Source organism: Streptococcus sp. DAT741, assembly GCF_009866825.1.
GTDB lineage: Bacteria > Bacillota > Bacilli > Lactobacillales > Streptococcaceae > Streptococcus > Streptococcus ruminantium.
The window spans coordinates 875,451-896,401 of record NZ_CP019557.1 but is presented as its reverse complement, the minus strand read 5'-3'; the positions used below and the strand labels follow the sequence as shown (position 1 = coordinate 896,401).

Annotated in this window: 24 protein-coding genes; 2 read left to right on the top strand and 22 right to left on the bottom strand. The window is 39.7% G+C overall.

From position 1 onward, the window contains the following. From BZG42_RS04315 to BZG42_RS04285, 7 genes are all read right to left on the bottom strand, one after another. On the bottom strand, positions 1-1,062 hold the full coding sequence (locus tag BZG42_RS04315; RefSeq protein ID WP_024531707.1) for an ABC transporter permease: 1,062 nt from the start codon (positions 1,060-1,062) through the stop codon (positions 1-3). Continuing rightward, entirely contained in the window at positions 1,055-2,590 is a 1,536-nt protein-coding gene (locus BZG42_RS04310; RefSeq protein ID WP_155962912.1) for an ABC transporter ATP-binding protein, read from the bottom strand. The genes BZG42_RS04315 and BZG42_RS04310 overlap by 8 nt, the downstream gene beginning before the upstream one ends. 196 nt (positions 2,591-2,786) lie before the next feature. Next, positions 2,787-3,854 carry a BMP family lipoprotein gene (locus BZG42_RS04305; protein ID WP_024531706.1) on the bottom strand — a complete coding sequence of 356 codons (1,068 nt, stop codon included), beginning with the start codon at positions 3,852-3,854 and terminating at the stop codon, positions 2,787-2,789. A 77-nt stretch (positions 3,855-3,931) separates the two neighbouring features. Beyond that, on the bottom strand, positions 3,932-4,321 hold the full coding sequence (locus BZG42_RS04300) for a cytidine deaminase (RefSeq protein WP_024531705.1): 390 nt from the start codon (positions 4,319-4,321) through the stop codon (positions 3,932-3,934). Next, a complete protein-coding gene (gene deoC / locus BZG42_RS04295) occupies positions 4,308-4,970 on the bottom strand; it encodes a deoxyribose-phosphate aldolase (RefSeq protein ID WP_155962911.1) in 663 nt (220 codons plus the stop codon). The genes BZG42_RS04300 and deoC overlap by 14 nt, the downstream gene beginning before the upstream one ends. A gap of 15 nt (positions 4,971-4,985) precedes the next feature. After that, a complete protein-coding gene (locus BZG42_RS04290; protein WP_120171600.1) occupies positions 4,986-6,263 on the bottom strand; it encodes a pyrimidine-nucleoside phosphorylase in 1,278 nt (425 codons plus the stop codon). Further along, on the bottom strand, positions 6,260-6,850 hold the full coding sequence (locus BZG42_RS04285; protein ID WP_120171599.1) for a class I SAM-dependent methyltransferase: 591 nt from the start codon (positions 6,848-6,850) through the stop codon (positions 6,260-6,262). Before BZG42_RS04285 ends, BZG42_RS04290 begins: the two co-directional genes overlap by 4 nt. Positions 6,851-6,962: 112 nt before the next feature. Here BZG42_RS04285 and coaA point away from each other — a divergent pair, with 112 nt between their 5' ends. Both coaA and rpsT read left to right on the top strand, forming a co-directional pair. After that, complete coding sequence (coaA, locus tag BZG42_RS04280; RefSeq protein WP_024531701.1) at positions 6,963-7,883, top strand: type I pantothenate kinase; 921 nt, start codon at positions 6,963-6,965, stop codon at positions 7,881-7,883. A 58-nt stretch (positions 7,884-7,941) separates the two neighbouring features. Then, entirely contained in the window at positions 7,942-8,190 is a 249-nt protein-coding gene (rpsT, locus tag BZG42_RS04275) for a 30S ribosomal protein S20 (RefSeq protein ID WP_075098301.1), read from the top strand. 287 nt (positions 8,191-8,477) lie between these two features. Here rpsT and BZG42_RS10080 read toward each other — a convergent pair whose 3' ends face one another. From BZG42_RS10080 to BZG42_RS04205, 15 genes are all read right to left on the bottom strand, one after another. Further along, positions 8,478-8,963: a DUF1266 domain-containing protein gene (locus tag BZG42_RS10080; RefSeq protein WP_227990323.1), complete on the bottom strand. Its 486-nt coding sequence runs from the start codon at positions 8,961-8,963 to the stop codon at positions 8,478-8,480. Next, positions 8,870-9,661, bottom strand: coding sequence for a hypothetical protein (locus tag BZG42_RS04270; RefSeq protein ID WP_227990321.1), 792 nt, complete (start codon positions 9,659-9,661; stop codon positions 8,870-8,872). The genes BZG42_RS10080 and BZG42_RS04270 overlap by 94 nt, the downstream gene beginning before the upstream one ends. Further along, positions 9,661-10,425, bottom strand: coding sequence for a hypothetical protein (locus tag BZG42_RS04265; protein ID WP_227990319.1), 765 nt, complete (start codon positions 10,423-10,425; stop codon positions 9,661-9,663). The genes BZG42_RS04270 and BZG42_RS04265 overlap by 1 nt, the downstream gene beginning before the upstream one ends. Positions 10,426-10,597: 172 nt before the next feature. Next, entirely contained in the window at positions 10,598-11,968 is a 1,371-nt protein-coding gene (locus BZG42_RS04260) for a sensor histidine kinase (protein WP_155963845.1), read from the bottom strand. Beyond that, positions 11,961-12,635 carry a response regulator transcription factor gene (locus BZG42_RS04255; RefSeq protein ID WP_120171596.1) on the bottom strand — a complete coding sequence of 225 codons (675 nt, stop codon included), beginning with the start codon at positions 12,633-12,635 and terminating at the stop codon, positions 11,961-11,963. Before BZG42_RS04255 ends, BZG42_RS04260 begins: the two co-directional genes overlap by 8 nt. A 347-nt stretch (positions 12,636-12,982) precedes the next feature. Further along, complete coding sequence (gene phoU / locus BZG42_RS04250) at positions 12,983-13,639, bottom strand: phosphate signaling complex protein PhoU (protein ID WP_024531696.1); 657 nt, start codon at positions 13,637-13,639, stop codon at positions 12,983-12,985. Between the two features lie 29 nt (positions 13,640-13,668). Further along, positions 13,669-14,427, bottom strand: a complete 759-nt coding sequence (gene pstB / locus BZG42_RS04245) for a phosphate ABC transporter ATP-binding protein PstB (RefSeq protein WP_155996307.1) — start codon at positions 14,425-14,427, stop codon at positions 13,669-13,671. Positions 14,428-14,438: 11 nt separating this feature from the next. Next, positions 14,439-15,242, bottom strand: a complete 804-nt coding sequence (gene pstB / locus BZG42_RS04240) for a phosphate ABC transporter ATP-binding protein PstB (protein WP_024531694.1) — start codon at positions 15,240-15,242, stop codon at positions 14,439-14,441. A 25-nt stretch (positions 15,243-15,267) separates the two neighbouring features. Then, complete coding sequence (gene pstA, locus BZG42_RS04235; RefSeq protein ID WP_024531693.1) at positions 15,268-16,155, bottom strand: phosphate ABC transporter permease PstA; 888 nt, start codon at positions 16,153-16,155, stop codon at positions 15,268-15,270. Then, positions 16,145-17,062, bottom strand: a complete 918-nt coding sequence (gene pstC / locus BZG42_RS04230) for a phosphate ABC transporter permease subunit PstC (protein ID WP_120171594.1) — start codon at positions 17,060-17,062, stop codon at positions 16,145-16,147. The genes pstA and pstC overlap by 11 nt, the downstream gene beginning before the upstream one ends. A gap of 2 nt (positions 17,063-17,064) precedes the next feature. Continuing rightward, entirely contained in the window at positions 17,065-17,934 is an 870-nt protein-coding gene (locus BZG42_RS04225) for a phosphate ABC transporter substrate-binding protein PstS family protein (RefSeq protein WP_155962905.1), read from the bottom strand. 138 nt (positions 17,935-18,072) lie between these two features. Further along, a complete protein-coding gene (locus tag BZG42_RS04220; protein ID WP_024531690.1) occupies positions 18,073-19,374 on the bottom strand; it encodes an RsmB/NOP family class I SAM-dependent RNA methyltransferase in 1,302 nt (433 codons plus the stop codon). Further along, positions 19,374-20,132, bottom strand: a complete 759-nt coding sequence (locus BZG42_RS04215) for an inositol monophosphatase family protein (protein ID WP_155970960.1) — start codon at positions 20,130-20,132, stop codon at positions 19,374-19,376. Before BZG42_RS04215 ends, BZG42_RS04220 begins: the two co-directional genes overlap by 1 nt. Next, positions 20,122-20,400, bottom strand: coding sequence for a UPF0223 family protein (locus BZG42_RS04210; protein ID WP_029751278.1), 279 nt, complete (start codon positions 20,398-20,400; stop codon positions 20,122-20,124). The genes BZG42_RS04215 and BZG42_RS04210 overlap by 11 nt, the downstream gene beginning before the upstream one ends. Before the next feature lie 6 nt (positions 20,401-20,406). Next, a complete protein-coding gene (locus BZG42_RS04205; protein WP_024531687.1) occupies positions 20,407-20,808 on the bottom strand; it encodes a Spx/MgsR family RNA polymerase-binding regulatory protein in 402 nt (133 codons plus the stop codon). Between the last annotated feature and the right edge of the window lie 143 nt (positions 20,809-20,951).

The following is a 20,951-nucleotide window of genomic DNA, read 5'->3' as shown; positions in this document are numbered from 1 at the left end:
TTATTTCGCTCCTTTCGCTTTATTTCTAGATTTTAACAACTGTTCAAAAATGAATTTCACACCGATGAAGAAGATGATAGACGCAGTGACTACGTTAATCAATTCTGGCGGAATCTGTGCCCGAACCATACCTGGAGAACCTACTGACAAGACCCCAAAAAGGAAGGCAGCTAGTGGGATACCGAGCGGTGAATTTGAGGCCAAGAGCGCTACAGACATCCCATTAAAACCGATGTCCAAGTTACCACTTTGGATATAAACATTTTGGAACGTCCCCAAACCTTGAATGGCACCACCGAGACCAGCAAGAGCACCTGAAATAATCATAGACAGAATAATGGTACGCTTGGCAGACATACCAGCATAATCAGAAGCTGTCGGATTGAGACCTACCGAACGAATTTCAAAACCAAGTGTTGTCTTCGTTAATAGGAACCAAATAACAAAAACTGCGATAAGGGCAAAAAAGATACCAATATTCATTCGAGAATTATCCGTCAATGCACGAAGCCATTCTGTCTGATAAGAAGCATTAGCTGATACGTTGATAGTCGAATCTGTATTTTTCATCAAATTATCTGCAAAAACATCACGGATGATGTAATTACATGAATAGAGCAAGATATAGTTCATCATAATGGTAACGATAACTTCACTCGTTCCTAAATAAGCACGAAGGACACCGGGAATGGCACCAGCGATACCACCGGCCAACATTGCAATCACAACTGTTGCAAAAATTAAGACTGGACGTGGCAAATCCGGATTCGCCAGAGCGAACCAGCCTGCAAAAACCCAACCAACATATGCTTGACCTGAAAGACCAACATTAAAGAAGCCTGCACGACTAGCCACAGCAAAACCAAGAGCGGTAAATACAAGAGGTGCCATCGCACGGAAAATTTCACCAATAGACTTGATATTACCGAAAGCCGAATAGAATAACTCTTCATAACCCCAAATTGGATCGTAACCAAACACAAGCATGACAATCGCTCCAAGTAGGATACCACTGACCACCGCCAACATTGGAAGAGTTAAATTCTTATATTTTTTAAGCATGTTCTTCTCCCTTCTCAATATGTCCACCTGCCATCAATACACCCAATTCTTGTTTATTGGTCTTAGCAGGTTCAACAATCCCATGGATGACCCCATCATGGATAACAGCAATTCTATCTGATACATCCAATATTTCATCCAGTTCGAAGCTGACAACAAGAACAGCCTTACCCTTATCACGTTCTGCTATGAGACGTTTACGAATATATTCGATAGCACCGACATCCAAACCACGTGTTGGCTGACTGACAATGAGGAGGTCTGGGTTGCGGTCAATCTCGCGGGCAATAATAGCTTTTTGCTGGTTACCACCCGAAAGTGCCTTAACCGGAACCAATTCACTAGCACCACGAACATCAAACTCTTCCATCAACGAGCGTGCCTTCTCGTTAATAGTACCATAGTTCAAAATACCATTTTTAGAAATCGGCTCTTTATAATATGTTTGTAAGGAAATATTTTCTGCTACAGTCATCGGAAGGACAAGGCCATCACGATGGCGATCTTCTGGCACATGACTAACTTGCATTTCTGTAATCTTACGTGGTGTTTTGCCGACAACTTCTTCACCCTTGATAGTGATAGAACCAGATTTCACCTTCCGCAGACCAGTAATGGCCTGGATTAGTTCACTTTGACCGTTACCATCAATCCCAGCTATACCAACAACTTCACCTGCACGAACATCTAGGGATAAACCTTTGACCGCTGGGATCCCTCGGTTTTCATTTACTACTAAATCTTTAATTGATAAAATGACTTCTTTTGGATTGGCTTTTATCTTCTCTGTCTTGAAAGATACAGAACGACCAACCATCCACTCTGCCAAATCTTGGTTAGTAGCACCTTCTACGGCAACTGTTTCAATCGACTTACCACGACGGATAACCGTTACACTGTCAGCAACTGCGCGTATTTCATCCAGCTTGTGCGTGATTAAAATAATAGATTTTCCTTCCTCTACCAAGGCTTTCATAATCTTTAAAAGCTCTGCAATTTCTGCTGGAGTTAAAACGGCTGTAGGCTCATCAAAAATTAAAAGATTTGCACCACGATAGAGGGTTTTAAGGATTTCTACACGCTGCTGAGCACCAACAGAAATATCCGCAACTCTAGCTGTGGGATCAACTTCAAGACCATACTTAGCAGAGAGTTCCTTAATTTCAGCAATAGCTTTCTTAAGGTCAATCACTCCACCTTTGGTGGTCTCGGATCCAAGAATAATATTCTCAGCAACTGTAAAAGCATCAACCAGCATGAAATGTTGGTGAACCATACCAATCCCCAATTGCGCTGCCTTAGAGGGAGAATCAATCTTTACAGATTGACCATTGATAGCAATTTCACCGCTTGTAGGTTCCAACAAACCAGCAAGCATATTCATCAGAGTAGACTTTCCTGCCCCATTTTCACCGAGAAGGGCATGAATTTCACCACGTCTGACATTTAAATTGATGTGGTCATTTGCAACAAACTCACCAAATATTTTGGTGATATTGCGCATCTCAATGACATAATCCTTTGTCATAATCTATTTCCTTTCTGACTACAGTCTTCCGAAACATTGATCAGGGTCTATGTGACTCGTAAAATGTTCCAAAGACCATATCATTTTTGTCAGTGAAACCTACCATCACGGTACATTGATAGGCTTTACTGAGAGAAATCTCAACCAAAAACGGCGACCCGTCAGGTCGCCGAGTCGGAATAGTCTAAAAAAGTATTTAAGGTTTTTCTGGAACTTCCACTTTACCGTCTAGGATAGCTTTTTTAGCATCAGCAACTGCTTTAGAAGCTTCTGATGAAAGGTTTGTTTCAGCCAATTCTACACCACCATCAGCCAATTTGAATTGGAGAACTTTTCCACCAGGAAACTCACCTTTAAGGGCTTGGTTTGCAATATTTTTAACAGAAGTACCAACTTGTTTCAAAGTTGATGCCAGAACAAAGTTGGATTCTTTTCCATCTTTAGACTTATATGCACCTTCTGCTGATTGGTCACGGTCAACACCGATTACCCATACCTTATCTGCTTCATTACGAGTAGCATTTTCTGCTTTCGCCGCAGCAAATACACCGTTACCAGTACCACCTGAAGCATGGAAAATAACATCAGCACCTGCTGCATATTGAGTCGCAGCAATTGTTTGACCTTTAGCTGCATCACCGAATGAACCAGCATAATCTACTGTAATCTTAATATCTTTATTCACAGATTTAGCACCTGCAACAAAACCAGCTTCAAAGCGGTCGATGATAACACCTTGCATACCACCAATGAAACCTACATGGTTTGTTTTGGTTGATTTAGCTGCTGCAACACCTGCAAGATATGATGCTTCATGGTCTGCAAAGCCAACACTGGCAACATTGTCTTGATTTGGAACAGTGCTATCCACAATTACATAATGTGTCTTAGGGTTGTTTGGAGCAACTTCTGCAATAGCACTCTCCAAGGCAAAACCGATACCGAACACAAGATTGTATCCGCCAGAAACAGCTGAGTCAAGGTTCGTTACATAGTCTGATTCACTATTTGATTGGAAGTAGGCATAACCTTTATTTTTTTCGAGATTATTTTCTTTCCCCCAAGCTGTCAAACCTTCCCAAGCAGATTGGTTGAACGAACGGTCATCAATACCACCAAGGTCTGTGACAATAGCAGCCTTGACAGTTGAGTCTGCTGACTTTGAAGATTCTGAGCTACCGCTTTTTGAAGCACGGTTACCACACGCAGCCAATGATAGAGCCGCAACAGCTGCTAGACCAAGTCCAACAAGTTTCTTGTTCATTTCTGAACCCTCCTAAAATCTTTTTGCAACCGTAGTTGCAGAGTAATAATGGTACAGTCAAATGACTGTCATACAGACTATGTGAGGTCTGTAAAGGAATATGGAAGTAACTCCCCGACTGTCATCTCGACTGTCGATTGATCCTTAGCGACCAAGGTCACTTTTAAATCCTGTTCAAAAAATTCCGCCATTACCTGACGACAGGCACCACATGGCGATATGGGCTCTCCTGTTTCACCATATATAATGATTTCTGAAAACTCTCGTACGCCTTCAGAAACGGCCTTGAAGATGGCTGTTCTCTCGGCGCAGTTCGTCAATCCAAAGCTAGCATTTTCGATATTTACCCCCGTGAACACTTGTCCATCTTTTGACACCAAAACTGCACTAACAGGAAATTTTGAGTAGGGAACATAAGCCTTCTGGCTATTGCTCACAGCTAATTTTATTAAATCAGTAGTCGCCATCCGCCTGCACTCCATTCATGATAGCAACGCCTGATGATGCACCAATACGAGTTGCACCAGCTTCGATAAAAGCAATAGCATCTTCATAAGAGCGCGCTCCACCGGAGGCTTTAACACCCAAATCTGGTCCTACAGTTTTTCTCATCAAGGCAACATCTGCTACAGTAGCACCACCTGTAGAAAATCCTGTAGAAGTTTTAACATAGTCAGCACCAGCTTCTTGTGATAACTGGCAGGCCTTTACTTTTTCATCCTCTGTCAGAAGGCACGTTTCAATAATTACCTTAACAAGTTTGTTGTCGCTTGCCTCAACCACAGCCTTAATGTCTTCAAAAACTAAATCGTAGTTTCCTGATTTCAAAGCACCGATATTGATAACCATATCAATCTCATCTGCACCATTTGCGATAGCATCTTTAGTTTCAAAGGCTTTGACAGCAGGGGTATTTGCCCCAAGAGGGAAACCAATAACAGTACAAACTTTTACATCACTGTCTTTCAAACTTTCAGCAGCCAAAGCGACCCATGTCGGATTGACACATACACTAGCAAAATCGTACTCTTTTGCTTCTGCTAGAATCTTCTCAACTTGTTCTTGTGTGGTTTCAGGTTTTAAGATCGTGTGGTCAATATATTTATTCAATTTCATAGTTTTCTCCGTACATTAAGAAATGATTTCAATAATTTCTTTCGTTTTTACACTCACTCTATCTATTTTAACATTTTTTTGGAAATTTGTAAGCATGTTTTCCGAAATATTTTCATTGGCATAAATCGTCGCAACCTGTTCTCCTTTAGAAACTGCTTCACCAACTTTCTTATGGAAAACGACACCTGTTTCATAGTCCAAAGAATCTGTTTTGACTGCACGACCTGCACCAAGTTTCATGGCGAAAAGTCCAAACTCTAGAGCTGGGAGTCCGACAATGTAACCATCTTCCTCAGCGAAAACAGGAATCTGATGTGCAACCTGAACAGGACGATAAAGATCCTCTAAATCTCCACCTTGCGCTACAACCATCTCTTCAAATTTCTTAAGAGCTGCACCATTTTCAATATGTTGACGAACCTCTTCGACCGTTTTTTCTACATTAGCAAGTCCCAACATAATATGAGCTAGTTCACAGATAAACTCTGTAATATCTTCCCTGCCTCTACCTTGTAGAATTTCAAGAGCTTCTAAAATCTCCAAACGATTTCCGATGCTCGTCCCTACTGGTTGGGACATATCGGTCAGAACAGCCACTGTTTTACGCCCTACTGCTTTTCCAAGATCTACCATTGTCTGAGCCAACACACGCGCCTCTTCGACTGTTTTCATGAAGGCACCTTCACCGACTGTCACGTCAAGGAGGATGGCATCAGCACCAGCTGCAATCTTCTTGGACATCACAGAGCTTGCAATCAGCGGAATCGTATCAACCGTTGCTGTTACATCACGGAGTGCGTAGAGCAACTTGTCAGCTTTGACGAGATTGTCTGACTGACCGATGACAGCAACACCAGTATTTTGAACCTGTTTGATGAATTCCTCTTGACTGACTTCAATTTTATAACCTTTGATAGACTCTAGCTTGTCAAGAGTACCACCTGTATGTCCTAAACCTCGTCCGCTCATCTTGGCTACTGGAACATTAAAACTTGCTACCAGTGGTGCCAAAATTAGGGTAACTTTATCACCTACCCCTCCAGTAGAATGTTTGTCTACTTTAATACCGGGAATGGCTGACAAGTCAATCTGCTCTCCTGTAGCAACCATAGACATGGTCAAATCAGAAATTTCTCGCGTCGACATGCCTTTGAAGTAGATAGCCATAGCCAATGCCGCCATCTGATAGTCTGGAACTGTACCGGCTACATAACCATCCACTAACCACTTGATTTCCTCAGAAGATAGTTCTAAGCCATCTCGTTTTTTTTGAATTAAATCAACTGTTCTCATTCTTTCACGCTTTCAAGGATATAGTATCCTTTGTCTTTCTTAATAATTTGGCAGTTGCCAAAAACTTCCTCCATCTTAGCTTTAGCACTCGGAGCCCCTTGTTTTTTTTGAATAACAATCGTCAAGGTTCCGTTTACCTCTAAGTGTTGAAAGGCTCCAGCAATTACTTCATGCACAACCATCTTACCGGCTCGAATTGGTGGATTGGAAACGATATGATGAAAAGTTCCAATTACATTTTCATAAAGATTGGAGTGATAAATCTCAGCAGCTACACCATTCCTCTCAGCATTTTTTCTAGCCAAATCCAAAGCTCTGCTATTGATGTCAATCAGGGTAGACCGCACAGAGAAAACCTTGGATAGGGTCAAACCGATGGGACCATAACCACAGCCAACATCCAGCACCGATTCCCCTTTTTCAAAATGAAGGGTTTTTAAAAGCACTTGACTACCATAATCAACCATTTTCTTGCTAAAAACACCTGCATCTGTCCAAAATGACATTGGGGTATCTAGCAAACGAATCTGGACTTCATGAATATCATGTGCTACTATAGGATTTTGTTCATAATACATATTGGACATGTGTTTATTATAACACTTCTTAAAAACGTTTTCAAGAGTTTTTTTAGTATGAAAAATATGATAGAATGGTTACAATCTTTAAAACGCTTACCAGATATAGGAATACATGCACATGAAAAATGAATTTTTAAATTTTGAACAAATTGATCGAACCACTTGGCAACAGCTTCATCGTAAAACAACTATCCCCTTGAGTCAGAGCGAGCTGAACTCCATAAAAAGTTTCAATGACCGTATACAGTTGCATGAAGTATCTGATATTTATCTTCCCTTAATCAACCTCATCCATATCTATCGAAAGGCCAGAAAGGACTTAAATTTTACCAAGAGTCTCTTTCTACAAAAGACGATTAAGCCGCAACCCTTCATCATCGGTGTTTCTGGAAGTGTCGCTGTAGGTAAATCAACAACCAGTAGACTATTGCAAATTCTTATTGCTCGGACATTTAAACATGCCAAGGTCGAACTGGTAACAACAGATGGCTTCTTATATCCAAATGCTATTTTGGAAGAACGCCAGTTACTGAATAAAAAAGGGTTTCCAGAATCATACGATATGGAACGTTTGATTGACTTCCTAGATAAGATTAAAAATGGCTACGATTGTCAAATTCCTGTCTATTCGCATGAGATCTACGATATTGTTGCTGGTGAATCACAGGAGATAACGGCTCCAGATTTTTTGATTGTTGAAGGGATTAACGTTTTTCAAAATCCACAAAACCAACGACTCTACGTTAGCGACTACTTTGACTTATCAATCTATGTGGATGCAGATGTTGAGCACATTGAAACCTGGTATTTAGAGCGTTTCCAAAAATTATTAACTCTTGCTAAAAATGATCCAAATAATTATTACCATCGCTTCACGCAGATGACCTATCCTGAAATTTTATCCATCGCACAAAATACCTGGAAAAATATCAATTTGGCCAACCTAGAAAAATTCATTGAGCCAACAAGAAATCGAGCAGATATTATTCTGCATAAGGCTGAAAATCATGAGATTGACAAAATTTATCTAAAAAAATAAATTTCACTTGTCAAAACCCATCTTTTCAGATATAATGGTATGGTTAGTACAAGAAAGGGTGGAGGTGAAACCATTGGCAAACATTAAGTCAGCTATCAAACGCGCTGAATTGAACGTTAAACAAAACGCGAAAAACTCAGCACAAAAATCAGCTATGCGTACTGCAATCAAAGCATTTGAAGCTAACCCATCTGAAGAGCTTTTCCGTGCTGCTAGCTCAGCAATTGATAAAGCAGAAACTAAAGGTTTGATTCACAAAAATAAAGCAAGCCGCGATAAAGCACGTCTTGCATCAAAACTTGCTTAAAAAACAGTCCGTAGGGCTGTTTTTCTTTATATTAAAAGATGTTACCTAAATAGATAGAAAAGAAGACAGTAGCTCAAAACTACTGTCTTATAAAATAATATCCTTGAAAAAACTACCACTTCTGACAAATGATAGAAAAACGAATGAAACAATCAAGTCTAACACGATGGATAACAACACCATGTTGACAAGAAAACTTTATGGCTTGTCATTGAAGTTGAAAGTTAATCGCCAAAGAAACTTTTAGAAGACAAAGCATTCAAGAATGTAGTGGTATGGATATGGTATTAGAAGGGATATTGTTTGTAGATGCTATTGGGATTGTTCAATAATTTCATAGCAACTATTCGATTGCTTTCAAAATCACCACCCCAGCCAAGACTTCGCCCAAGAATAACAGCCGCAAAGTATTCTCTCCATGTACCATACCTATGCTTAGCATAGATAATTGCTTGATCAACCATATCCCACATCGCCTTTTCTGAGATGTACCTAGCAGCATAGGCATACCGCACTAAATTCACTAGGCGATCACTATTCCATGCACCCAGAGTTTGAACTTTTTCCAACTCTTTATCAGTATATTGATAATGAGCCATTAGATTGCTGATAATATCGTCATAAATAGCTTGATCCTCTACATCCGCTTGTCCATCACGGATATTTTGCAACAGTTGATCTAAATCGCCAATGATGGAATTCTTGTCCAATAAGTCATTGACAATCTGAAGAACATCATTCTTATTATGAATGTCCCAATCACGGGCCAGCATCTCTTTTGCTTCTTTGGCTTTGATTCGGCCTGTTGGCAAGTAGCCCAGCAAATAATCGATAAGCCATTTCTGGTAAATAGAACAGCTCCATAGGCTAATTTTGCTTTTTCTGTATCCGTTAATTTGCGACCAGGAGTCGCATTTATTCTCATATAAATGTAATGAAAAGACAGACCGACAATAACAACCATAAGAACTATTGTCAAACCAATCCAATGCTTCCACAGATATTTGCTAGCCTCATCCATTCTCAAGATGTTGGTAAAAATACCAGTAAACAAAGAGAAAAAGCTATTCTGCCAGCCCGCTTTTTGATAGGCATGAACTAAAACTAAGACTTCGGATAAATAAATTGATAGATAGGCAAAAACAATACTAACGACCGCACCGAACCAATCTATGCTAGGATCTACTTTATCAAATTTTGACTTCTTTTTCTCCGCTTTGCCAAAATCCCAATAATCATCTGAAGAAGATGATCTTGACTGTTTCTTATCAAATGTTGAAAACCAAACTGTACCGGTCAATGGTAAAAGAGCAAGTAAGACAAGACGATTATTTGCATATCCCCAAATAGCAAAAAGGTACAATGCTATGGTTGCAATAATAAAGCCCGATAGACCACCAAGAAAAGCTAACCATTTATTAACCTTGCGGATAGTCCAAGGGGACACCGTTCCTCTAAAATGATTTTTCACTAACGTCCTCCAAGAATATTTACCAAACCTGTCAGAATGTGTGGTTGCTCCACTAAATATTTTTGATTAAAGCTCATGATTTTTTTATTTGTTTCTGAGTCTAAGACAACAACCAAACCAACATAATCTGAAATGATGGTATAATCCGCCCAGTTATATACCTCATCATCAAAGGTAATGCTTTCTGTATTGACCTTGATTTTGATACCATTTTCGAGTTTTTTCTCTAGGTTTTTCACGGTGGCACTACCTTTTCCTACAGCTCTAAACTCAACTGTTCCACCATTTTCAATTTTTTGAATAGCCTGTGGCAAGTTCGCCTCAACAACATCCTCCTGAAAAGTAGCAAAAGCATTCGTTGCATACGAAACTGCGGGAATTCTTTTTATTTTACCAACAGATTTGTAAAAAATAGCCATCACTCTATCTGGTGTTGTTCCTGGAACAAAGTGATACTGAAGCCCTTGGTAAAGGATTTTTTCACCATTTTTACCAATAGTAAATCCATCTTTAAAGTAATAGATGGTTTGCGAGCTTTTCAGCGTGTATAAGCCTAAAGAAGCAAGTAACATACAGAAAAGGAAAACTCCTATGGCAATCAGTATTTTGGTACCATCTGATCCACCTCGTCCTGTTCCAACTTGACCTAGTATGAACTTCGTCAGAAAAAAAGCAAAACCTGTAAACAAAATAATATTTCCCCAAGAAGCAAGCATGGTATACAGAGCCCTTCTTGCTGTTCCCTTTAGTGTAGTTTCTGACATAATTTAACTCTCCTTTTTTTTTTTAGCATTTTGGTATGTGATAATTCTACCATCTAAACCACTAAAAGTTAAGTACTATCGGTTGACACCATGTGAACTTATTCCTTTCTGACTCGAAAAAAAAAAAGACCTGATAAGAAGCAAAGCTTTTTACGCTTACTCTTATTAGGCCTTATTTTTTGATTGGAAGTTGCACCTCAAAAACAGTCCCTTTAGGCTGATTATCCCTAACGAAAATTTCTCCATTCAGAGCCTTGATAATCTGCTGCGCCAAAGATAAGCCTAGACCGAATCCACCCTTTTGACGTGTTCTAGCCTTATCAACCCGATAGAAACGATCAAATATTTTCTTTTTGTCGTTGTCGGTAATTCCTAAGCCATTATCCGCAATGGTAAAGCAGACTAATTTATCTTTTATACTGGCTGTAATTTGAATATCGCAATCATCATCGGTGTATTTCATTGCATTATCAAATAAGATAGTCAGCAATTGCTTAATTAAAACTTTGTCCGTTCGAATAGACTGGCTAATTAAATTGTTGATAGTCACCTTCTTGCCGTTTTCTTCAGCAATTATAATATAGTTATCAAATATTTCATCAAAATAGGTAGGAGGTACTTCTACCATATCTAGTTTAAAACCATCATCCCGGCGTGCGAGATTGAGCAAATTGGTCGTCAGTAACCGCATATTGCGGACCTCCTCCAAACTAGATCCGATACTTTCGCTACTTTCCAAAATGGTCGTTTCAGGATGACGGAACAACCCTTCCAAGCGGTTCTGTAAAACAGCTAATGGTGTACGTAGCTCATGACTGGCATTTTCCACAAAATCCTTTTGTTTCTGATAGCTAGTCAAAATAGGACGCATACTAAGATTGGACAAGTAAATACTTGCCAAGATAGAAATCAACCAAGCAGAAACCATTACAACAGCAACTGTTGCTTCATACTTCTCAATAGATGATTTAATTTGGCTAACATTCACTAGGATAGTTGCATACTTTATATCGTAAACCGCATAACGACCGAGTTCCTCGACTACCAGTTTAATCGTTACATAACGATAATTTTCATTCAAACCAAAAGAAGATTTAACGGTCGTTTCCCTAATTTCATCTAAATTTTCCTTGTCTAAGGTCAACCTTGATAAGCCGGTGAATTTATCAGGGTTAATGATTTCACCATTCTTGTTATACAGCAGTACGTGAGTATTCACTCCCAACCTCAATTGTTCCCCATTTCCGCTTTGGGGCGTCATCGTATCATCCAAAATGGAAGCCGTCGTATTCCTATTTGAATTGTCTTGGAGAGTGAGTTCTGAATTCGGTTGATAGGCTCTCGCCACTGCCAGTCCAACTGCCATTGCAGGTTCTTCTTTGATTCGATGTAGCGTGTCATCCGAATTTTCATACATGGTTGAACGCATCAATTGAAAGATGATAGCTGTCATCAGACCAAAAATCAGAGTAAAGACTGCAAAATAGCGGATAAAGAAAGAAAATTTATCCGTGTAAACTAGCTTTCTAAATCGCTTAGTCATTCTTCAAAATATAACCGACACTACGAAGGGTTTGAAGATGTTCCCCAAAAGCCGTCCCTTTCAATTTTTTCCGAACCTTAGATACGTAGACTTCAACGACTGAAATGGTAGTGTCACTGTCAAATCCCCAAATGCGATCAAAAATTTGTGTTTTAGGCAGAATAACATTCTGATTCTGTAGGAAGTAGACTAACAAATCAAATTCTTTCCCCAGCAATTCAACTGGTTGACCATTCACGGTTGTCGTATTCGTGGACAAATCAACTAAGATATCTCCAAAACTCAGTGTGCTTTCCTCATTAAATTTACCAGCCCGTTTTAATAGGGCTTGAATGCGCATTTTCAGCTCCTCTAAGTAAAATGGCTTAATGAGGTAATCATCTGCTCCCAATTCAAAACCATGACCTTTATCTTCCAAGCTTTCTTTAGCTGTAGTGATGAGAACTGGCGTTACCACACCCTTCTCACGTAACTCTTTCAATACTTGGAAACCATCCTTTTCAGGCAACATCAAGTCTAAGAGAATCAAATCGTAAATCCCCATCTCTGCTTCATAGATTCCTTCTTCGCCATCAAAGACTTGCATGACATCTGCAAAGTCATCCAAAAAATCAAAGACTGAATTGGATAGACTCAAATCATCTTCTATCAATAAGATTTTAATCATTTTTCCCTCCTAAATTACTCTTAAAATCGTAGACCCAAAAACTATACTTGATTTGGACGATTTCCTTTTCTATCCTTATAATAAGTTTATTATATCATGGAATGAAAAAAACAAAAACTATTTTATCTATTGTCCCATAAAACAGTTACCATATCAATTTCTGAAGTATATTTTCTTAAAAATCGTACTAGTAATCATTTTTTGAACATGGGAGTTTAGCTCTTTGTATTTAGCGTAGTTTTCAACTGCCATCAAGAATAACACTACTTAGTTCGTCTACTCTAGACTATACAGTAACTTTCTTAAACTTGTCTAAAATTAAAAATAGAGCTTCTATGAGCCCTATCTTATAATTCTGTAATATCGCCTGTACGAAGGTACACAACCCACTCACAAATATTTTTTGCATAGTCACCAGTACGCTCCAAGTAAGTTAGTACTTGGTAGTAGTCACGACCTGCAATCAAGGCTTCTGGGTTTTTCTTGATTTCCTCTGTCGTCAGCTCTTGAATGGCTGAGTAAAATTCATTTACAACTTCATCACGAGCAGCCACTTCATAAGCTCTTTCCATCTCGTCATCACTCAGGTAAAGTTCCAACGTTTCTTCTACTAGCTGGCGAACTTCACGTCCCATTTTTTTGATTTTTTCTTCAACAATGGGAATGCGAACCTCTCCCTTCATGCGGATAGCAGCTTTCGCAACCGAAACAGCATGGTCTCCCATACGTTCAAGATCACTGGTTGCCTTCAAAACAGTGATAACACGACGAAGGTCAGTAGAAACTGGTTGTTGAAGGGCAATGATTTCAAGTGATTTTTTTTCTAGTTTTACTTCAAAAGCATTGATTTTCTTGTCTGCTTCAATAACTTCTTTAGCCAATTCACGATCATGAGTTGTAAAGGCACGAACAGCATTGTTGATCTGAGCCAATACTTCATTTCCCATCGCATAAAATTGGTTATGAAGTTTTCCTAATTCTTCTTCAAATTGAGCTCTTAACATGTAAACCTCTTTTCTTTTTCTTGCGGGGCTTAGCCGAACTTACCTGTGATGTAGTCTTCTGTTTCCTTATTAGCAGGATTTAAGAACATTTCTTTTGTCGAATTATATTCAACCAGATCTCCACCAAGGAAGAAGCCTGTTTTGTCAGAAATACGTGATGCTTGCTGCATGGAGCGAGTTACCAATACCATGGTATATTTATCCTTCAATCCATACAGAGTATCTTCAATCTTGCCTGCTGAAATTGGATCAAGAGCAGATGTTGGTTCATCCAAAAGGATAATTTTAGGACTGGTTGCTAGCACACGTGCAACACAAACACGCTGCTGCTGACCCCCTGACAGTCCCACTGCTGAATCGTGCAACCGATCCTTTACTTCATTCCAAATGGATGCCCCAATCAAGGAACGCTCAACTGCTTCATCCAAAACCGCTTTATCCTTAATACCATTGATACGAAGACCATAAACAACATTTTCATAGATAGACATTGGAAACGGGTTTGGTTGTTGGAAAACCATACCGATTTCTTTACTAAGATCAACAGTATCTGTGCGAGGACTGTAAATATCCTTGCCGTTATAATCAATTGCTCCAGTCAAGGTTACTTCGGGATTCAGGTCTCCCATTCGGTTAATCGAACGCAGAAGCGTAGATTTACCGGAACCTGATGGACCAATCAAGGCTGTAATTTCATTTGGATAGAAATCAATTGAAACACTATTTAAAGCCCTTTTCTTATTGTAGTAAACAGATAAATCTTTTACTTGTAAAATAGGTGATGTCATCATCTTCCTTTCTATCCAAAATGTCCTGAAACATAATCACTAGTAGATTTTAGTTTTGCATTTTGGAAAACGTTCGCTGTCTTATCGTACTCAATCAAGTCTCCAAGATAGAAGAAGGCTGTATAATCACTTGCACGCGCTGCTTGTTGCATGTTGTGCGTTACGATGATAATCGTATATTCTTTCTTCAACTCAAACATGGTTTCTTCCAACTGCATGGTCGCAATTGGATCTAAGGCTGAGGCCGGCTCATCCATCAATAAAATTTGTGGTTTTACAGAGATTGCTCGAGCAATACACAAGCGCTGTTGTTGTCCGCCTGACAAGGTGAAGGCTGACTTATGCAAGTCGTCCTTAACTTGATCCCAAAGAGCTGCCTGTTTGAGAGAGGTTTCAACAATCTCATCCAAAACCTTCTTATCCTTTACACCTGCACGCTCATGTGCAAAAGTAATATTACGATAAATGGACTTTGCAAAGGGGTTTGGACGTTGGAATACCATTCCTATATGTTTACGAACCTCGTAAACATTCATTCCCGGCTTGTTAATGTCGATTCCTTCATAGAGGATTTGACCTGTAACCTTTGCAATATCAATGGTGTCATTCATACGATTGAGACTACGAAGGTAGGTTGATTTTCCACAACCCGATGGGCCAATCAGGGCTGTAATTCTATTTTTCTCGAACTGCATATCAATGCCCTTTATAGCTTCATTTTTACCGTAGTAAACATGAACATCTTTTGTTGAAAGAGCAATTTTTTCTTCTGGGAAAGTGATGATATGGCGTTCATTCCAGTTATAATCTGCCATTTTTTCTCCTTATTACGTCTGACTTTTAAACTGCAGAAGTCATTTTCGCATGAATTTTCTTACCAATATAACGAGCAGAAAGATTGAAAATCAAGATGAAGACCAAGAGGATGGCCGCAGAACCTGCCGAAACTTGAGTTGCATCTGGAATAGTACCTTCACTGTTTACTTTCCAAATATGCACCGCAAGGGTTTCTGATTGGCGGAAGATAGAAATCGGACTGGTAACGCTCAATGGATTCCAATTTGACCAGTCAAGAGCTGGCGCTGATTGTCCTGCTGTATAGATAAGAGCTGCCGCTTCACCAAAGATACGACCAGAAGCCAAAACAATACCAGTTACAATACCGGGAAGTGCTTCGGGAATAACAACATGAAGTACTGTTTCCCACCGAGATAGCCCAAGAGCCAAGCCAGCCTCACGCTGAGTATGGTGAACGTGTCGAAGGCTGTCTTCAACATTCCGCGTCATCTGTGGCAAATTGAAAACGGTGAGGGCCAAAGCACCTGATAAGATAGAAAATCCGTATTCAAACTGTACTACGAAAATCAAGTAACCAAACAAACCAACCACAACAGATGGTAAAGAGGACAAGATTTCAATACAGGTACGAATGAAGTTTGTCAAGGGACCTTTTTTAGCATATTCAGCTAGATAGATTCCTGCACCGGTCGATAAAGGAACAGATATAAAAAGCGTTATAACCAAAAGGAAAAAAGAATTATAAAGCTGAATGCCGATACCGCCTCCTGCCTTGTAAGAAGAAGACTTACTAGTCAAGAAATCCCAACTGACATGCGGCAAACCGCGAAGTAAAATATAGAGAATCAATGATGTCAAAATAACGACAATCACACCAGCGATAGAGTAAAGAATACCCGTCGCAAATTTATCAAATTTTTTAGCGTGCATAGTTTTTCTTACCCTCTCTCGTAATAAATTTCATAATCATATTAAAGATAAGACTCATCAAGAGTAAGACAAGAGCCAAGGACCAAAGAACATTGTTTTGAACTGTTCCCATAACCGTGTTACCAATCCCCATTGTCAATATGGAAGTTAGAGTTGCTGCTGGTGTTGTTAGAGAAGTTGGGATGACAGCCGAATTACCGACTACCATCTGAATAGCCAAAGCTTCACCAAAGGCACGCGCCATACCAAAGATAACTGCTGTAAAAATACCCGGTTTAGCTGCATTTAAAATAACGCGCCAAATTGTTTGCCAGCGAGTAGCCCCCATTGCCAGACTAGCTTCTCTATAATGACGAGGAACGGCACGCAAGCTATCTACTGTCATAAAGGTCACTGTTGGCAAAATCATTACAAAGAGTACAAATACCCCTGACAAGATACCAAAACCTGTACCTCCAAAAATGGAGCGCACGAATGGTACAACTACTTGTAAACCGATAAAACCATATACAACCGATGGAATCCCAACCAAGAGTTCGATAACTGGTTGCAAGATTTTCGCCCCACGTTTTGGTGATATTTCCGTCATAAATACAGCTGCACCAATTGCAATAGGGGTTGCTACAACTGCTGACAAAATCGTAACAATAAAGGAACCTGAAATCATTGGCAAGGCACCAAATATTTTCGAGCTTGGCTCCCATTTGCTGCCAAATAGGAATTCGACAATACTAACTCCGTCCACAAAGAAAGTAGACAAACCACGCTGTGCTACGAAAATCAAAATCATCGCAACGATAAAGACAATCAATGATAAACAAAGAAAGGTCACCACCTTACCAAACCTCTCTAAACGAGAGTTCTTAGAAGGCGATGATAGCTCTCTAGCAAGTTGTTCGTTTTTCATACTTACTCCTTCTCCGTCACTGTGCCATCCGCACTTTTTACAACCTTCATATCGTTGATAGAGATGTACCCCATACTTTCAACAATACCCTTTTGCACTTCATCTGACATCATGTACTCTAAAAATTCTTTTGTCAATTCGGTTGGTTTTCCCATAGTGTACATATGTTCATAAGACCAAATTGGCCAAGCATTGGTCGCCACATTCTCAGTAGTTGGCGCAAAGCCATTTAGCTTAATCGTCTTAACGGACGTGTCAACATAGGCAAACGATAGATAAGAAATGGCTCCTGGAGTTTGAGCTACGATGGATTTCACCATGCCATTTGAGTCTTGTTCTTGACTCTGTACCGCAGGTTTCCCATCCATTATGACGCTATCGAAAGTCGCTCGTGAACCTGAACTAGCAGCACGATTGATGATAGAAATTGGCAGATCCTCACCTCCAAGTTCCTTCCAGTTGGTAATCTCACCTGTGAAGATTTTACGAAGTTCTTCCGTCGTAATATCTCCAACAGTTACCTTCTCATTGACAATCACTGCTAAACCTGCAACTGCAACTTGATGATCAACAAGTTTACCCGCATCAATACCTTCCTTCTCTTCAGCAAACACATCAGAATTACCAATCTGGACAGCGCCTGACTGAACCTGAGATAAGCCCGTACCGGAACCGCCTCCCTGAACATTGACAGATTTACCAATATTGCTACTAGCAAATTCATCTGCCGCTGCCTCAACGAGTGGTTGAAGAGCTGTTGAACCTACAGCCGTAATGGATTCTCCTCTATCAATCCAAGAAGAACAACCAGAAAAGACTAGACTACCCAAAAGAAAGAAAGCTGCTATTCCAAGTTTCTGCTTTTTTTTCATTTCGTTTTTTCCTTTACATTTTTCAATGGAATCTCCCTTATTCATCATTGCATTTTTACATAGAATTTACAAGATATTTCCACTCATCCACTATATCATATAAAAAGACAAGTTGCAAAAAAAATCTGCTTAATTTATTTAAAATCTTAGACCTTTAGGGAAGGTATTTTTTAAGGTTCCAGACACAATCTTAGCGAAAGTTAAACCGTTTCCTTGAACGGCAACTTGGTACCATCCATTAGCCAAATCTCTGGATACTGCTAATGGATGACCAGCGACATAGGTCTTAAAATCATGTAAGCTAATCTCCACCCTATAATTAACCTCTGAGCTGTGTAAAGATAGTCCTAGTGCAAAACTCGGTTCAAATCGCTTCTTCTTAAAGACACCTAAGTGAAGACCATTTCGAGCAATCCTAATCTTAGACAAGTCAGGCAAACCAGATGGTAATAAATAGAGATTATCGCCAAAAACCTGCAACAATCCATCTAACTGAACAGCCAAGTATTTTTTGGAAAATTCATTCCATAACTCCCCTTGTTCTCTACTGAGATTAGACTTGCCTGTTTTTATTTTTCTTGACTTGCCTTCACCACAATATTTGAATTTAGCAACGAATTGACCTTCGCCATCAAAGTGATGGGGGTACATTCGAGCTGTTTCAGGGTAAGCAATTCCTTCAACCATTCCGTTTATTTTAGGAATATCCACCAGTTCCAAATCGTAGTGTTCTAAAAGCCAAGTCACAATCTCTTCGTTTTCTTCTGGCGCCCATGTACAAGTGGAATAAATAAGATAGCCATTCGGAGCTAGCATATCCATAGCTGACGCTAAAATATCTCTCTGTAAACTAGCGCACTGAGCCGGATAATCCTTCGACCAATATTGGATAGCATCAGGATCCTTTCGAAACATTCCTTCGCCTGAGCATGGAGCGTCCAAAACAATCATATCGAAGTATGAAGGGAAGATCCCAGCCAGTCTCTCTGCTGATTCATTCGTTACAACAACGTTTCTAGCGCCAAAACGTTCGACATTTTCCACCAAAATTTTTGCACGTTTGTTTGAGATTTCATTGCTGACTAAAAGCCCTGTGTTATCCAAATAAGATAGCAAATGGGTCGTTTTTCCACCAGGTGCAGCCGCAAGATCTAAGACTTTCATCCCTTTTTCTGGCGCCGCAACCTGACCAACAATCTGGGCAGCCGGCTCTTGGGAATAAACCAATCCAGTTACATGTTCAGGAGATTTTCCTGAAATTTTCCCATAATAAGACCAGGGCATATAAGGAACCGGTTGCTCAAACTTTTGTTGATTTTCCTTGAGAGGATTGGTGCGAAAACCAGATACTGCTGGTTGACGAAAGGCCTCAAAAAATGCCTGGGCTTCTGTACCAAGCAAATCACTATATTTTTTAATAAAGTCCTGCGGTAATTGCATCAGAATAAATACTCCTTTACTTCCTCAAGATGAGCATTTGACACGAGCATAACAAACTCTCGTTTACCATAAGAAAGATCCAATTCTTCAAAACTTAGCATCGTCAAATCTAAAGAATGGCCGATAATACTAGCTGCTGCGTAATCCCAGAGACAAAGACAGGAAGCATAAGCAAACAAACGCCCCTCAAAAACATGAGAAAAACCGATTCCTGCGCTACCAACAGACCGTGTCCCAAGACTCTGCAAAGCCAAATCTGCTACTCCATGCTCGTTGGCTGCATATAACTGAGCATTCACCCCTATCAAACTCTGACGAAGTGGGCGTAATTCAGGGATTTCCAGTCGTTTTTGATTGCAGTAAACTGGGAACACACCGCCACCATGAAAAAGTTTATCCCGTATAACATCGTAAATGATACCGAACTGACCTACCCCATCTTCAAAATAGGCAACCATAATAGCAAAATCATTTTTCTGTGCAATAAAATTAGCTGTCCCATCAATTGGATCAATCACCCAAACATTCCCCTCAGAAACCGATAAAATATCTTTTCCTTCTTCTCCTAAAATCCTATCTTGTGGATAGCAGGATTGGATGTGGTGAGCTAGTTGCTCTTGAACTTGCCGATCAAGATGGGTAACCAAGTCTGTAAAACCAGCTTTTTCTTCAATTTGGAGTTCATCGTTTATATGTTGACGAAGGAACTCTCCTGCCTCTAAGACAAGTGATTGCGCTAATTGATATTTACCTTCCAAAACGAATCACCCCTTTCCCTTTCTCTTTAGCTGCTTTGACAACTTGATAGAGCGAGTATCCAGAAACCGCCTCAAAATCACGATCAAGCTGACGTTCCTGTCCCTTGCTTTTGACAACTTCTTTAAAGATCTTGTAAGCAGCCAATACTGTCGCCGCATCAATCCCCTTCTCGTAAGCTGCTTCCACTTGATTGAAAAAAGAAAGCACGGAGGAAATCTCCTCTGTGCTCCACGAAAAATCAAGTGGATATGAATAATTTTTGTTCATATCATCTCATCCTATTTCTGCTCGCAGTGTAGCGTTCTTCAACTCTTGTTTACGATATTTCCGTGGAAGAAACGCACGAATTTCATCTTCGTTAAAACCAATCTGCATCCTCTTTTCATCCAGAATAATCGGACGACGCAAAAGACTTGGATAGGTTTCAATCAACGCAATGAGTTGCCCTACAGAAAGCTCATCTACATCAACATCTAATTTTTGAAAAACCTTCGAGCGAGTTGAGATTAGATCATCCGTCCCATTTTCTGTCAGTGTTAAAATATTTTTTAATTCCTCAGCAGTCAAAGGGCTGGTCATAATATTATGCTCAGTAAAAGGGACTTCGTGGCTTGTCAACCAAGCACGAGCTTTACGGCAACTGGTACAACTTGGTGACAAAAATAAAGTGATCATACCTTCCATCCCCTCTATAGACTTTCTCTATTTCATTATACTCTAATTTAAGAGAGTTTTCAATAGAAAATCCAATCTATTTCCCCTTAATTCTTCTAAAGATTCTATTTTTTTTCTAATCATTTCAGAGGTTCAACCTACTT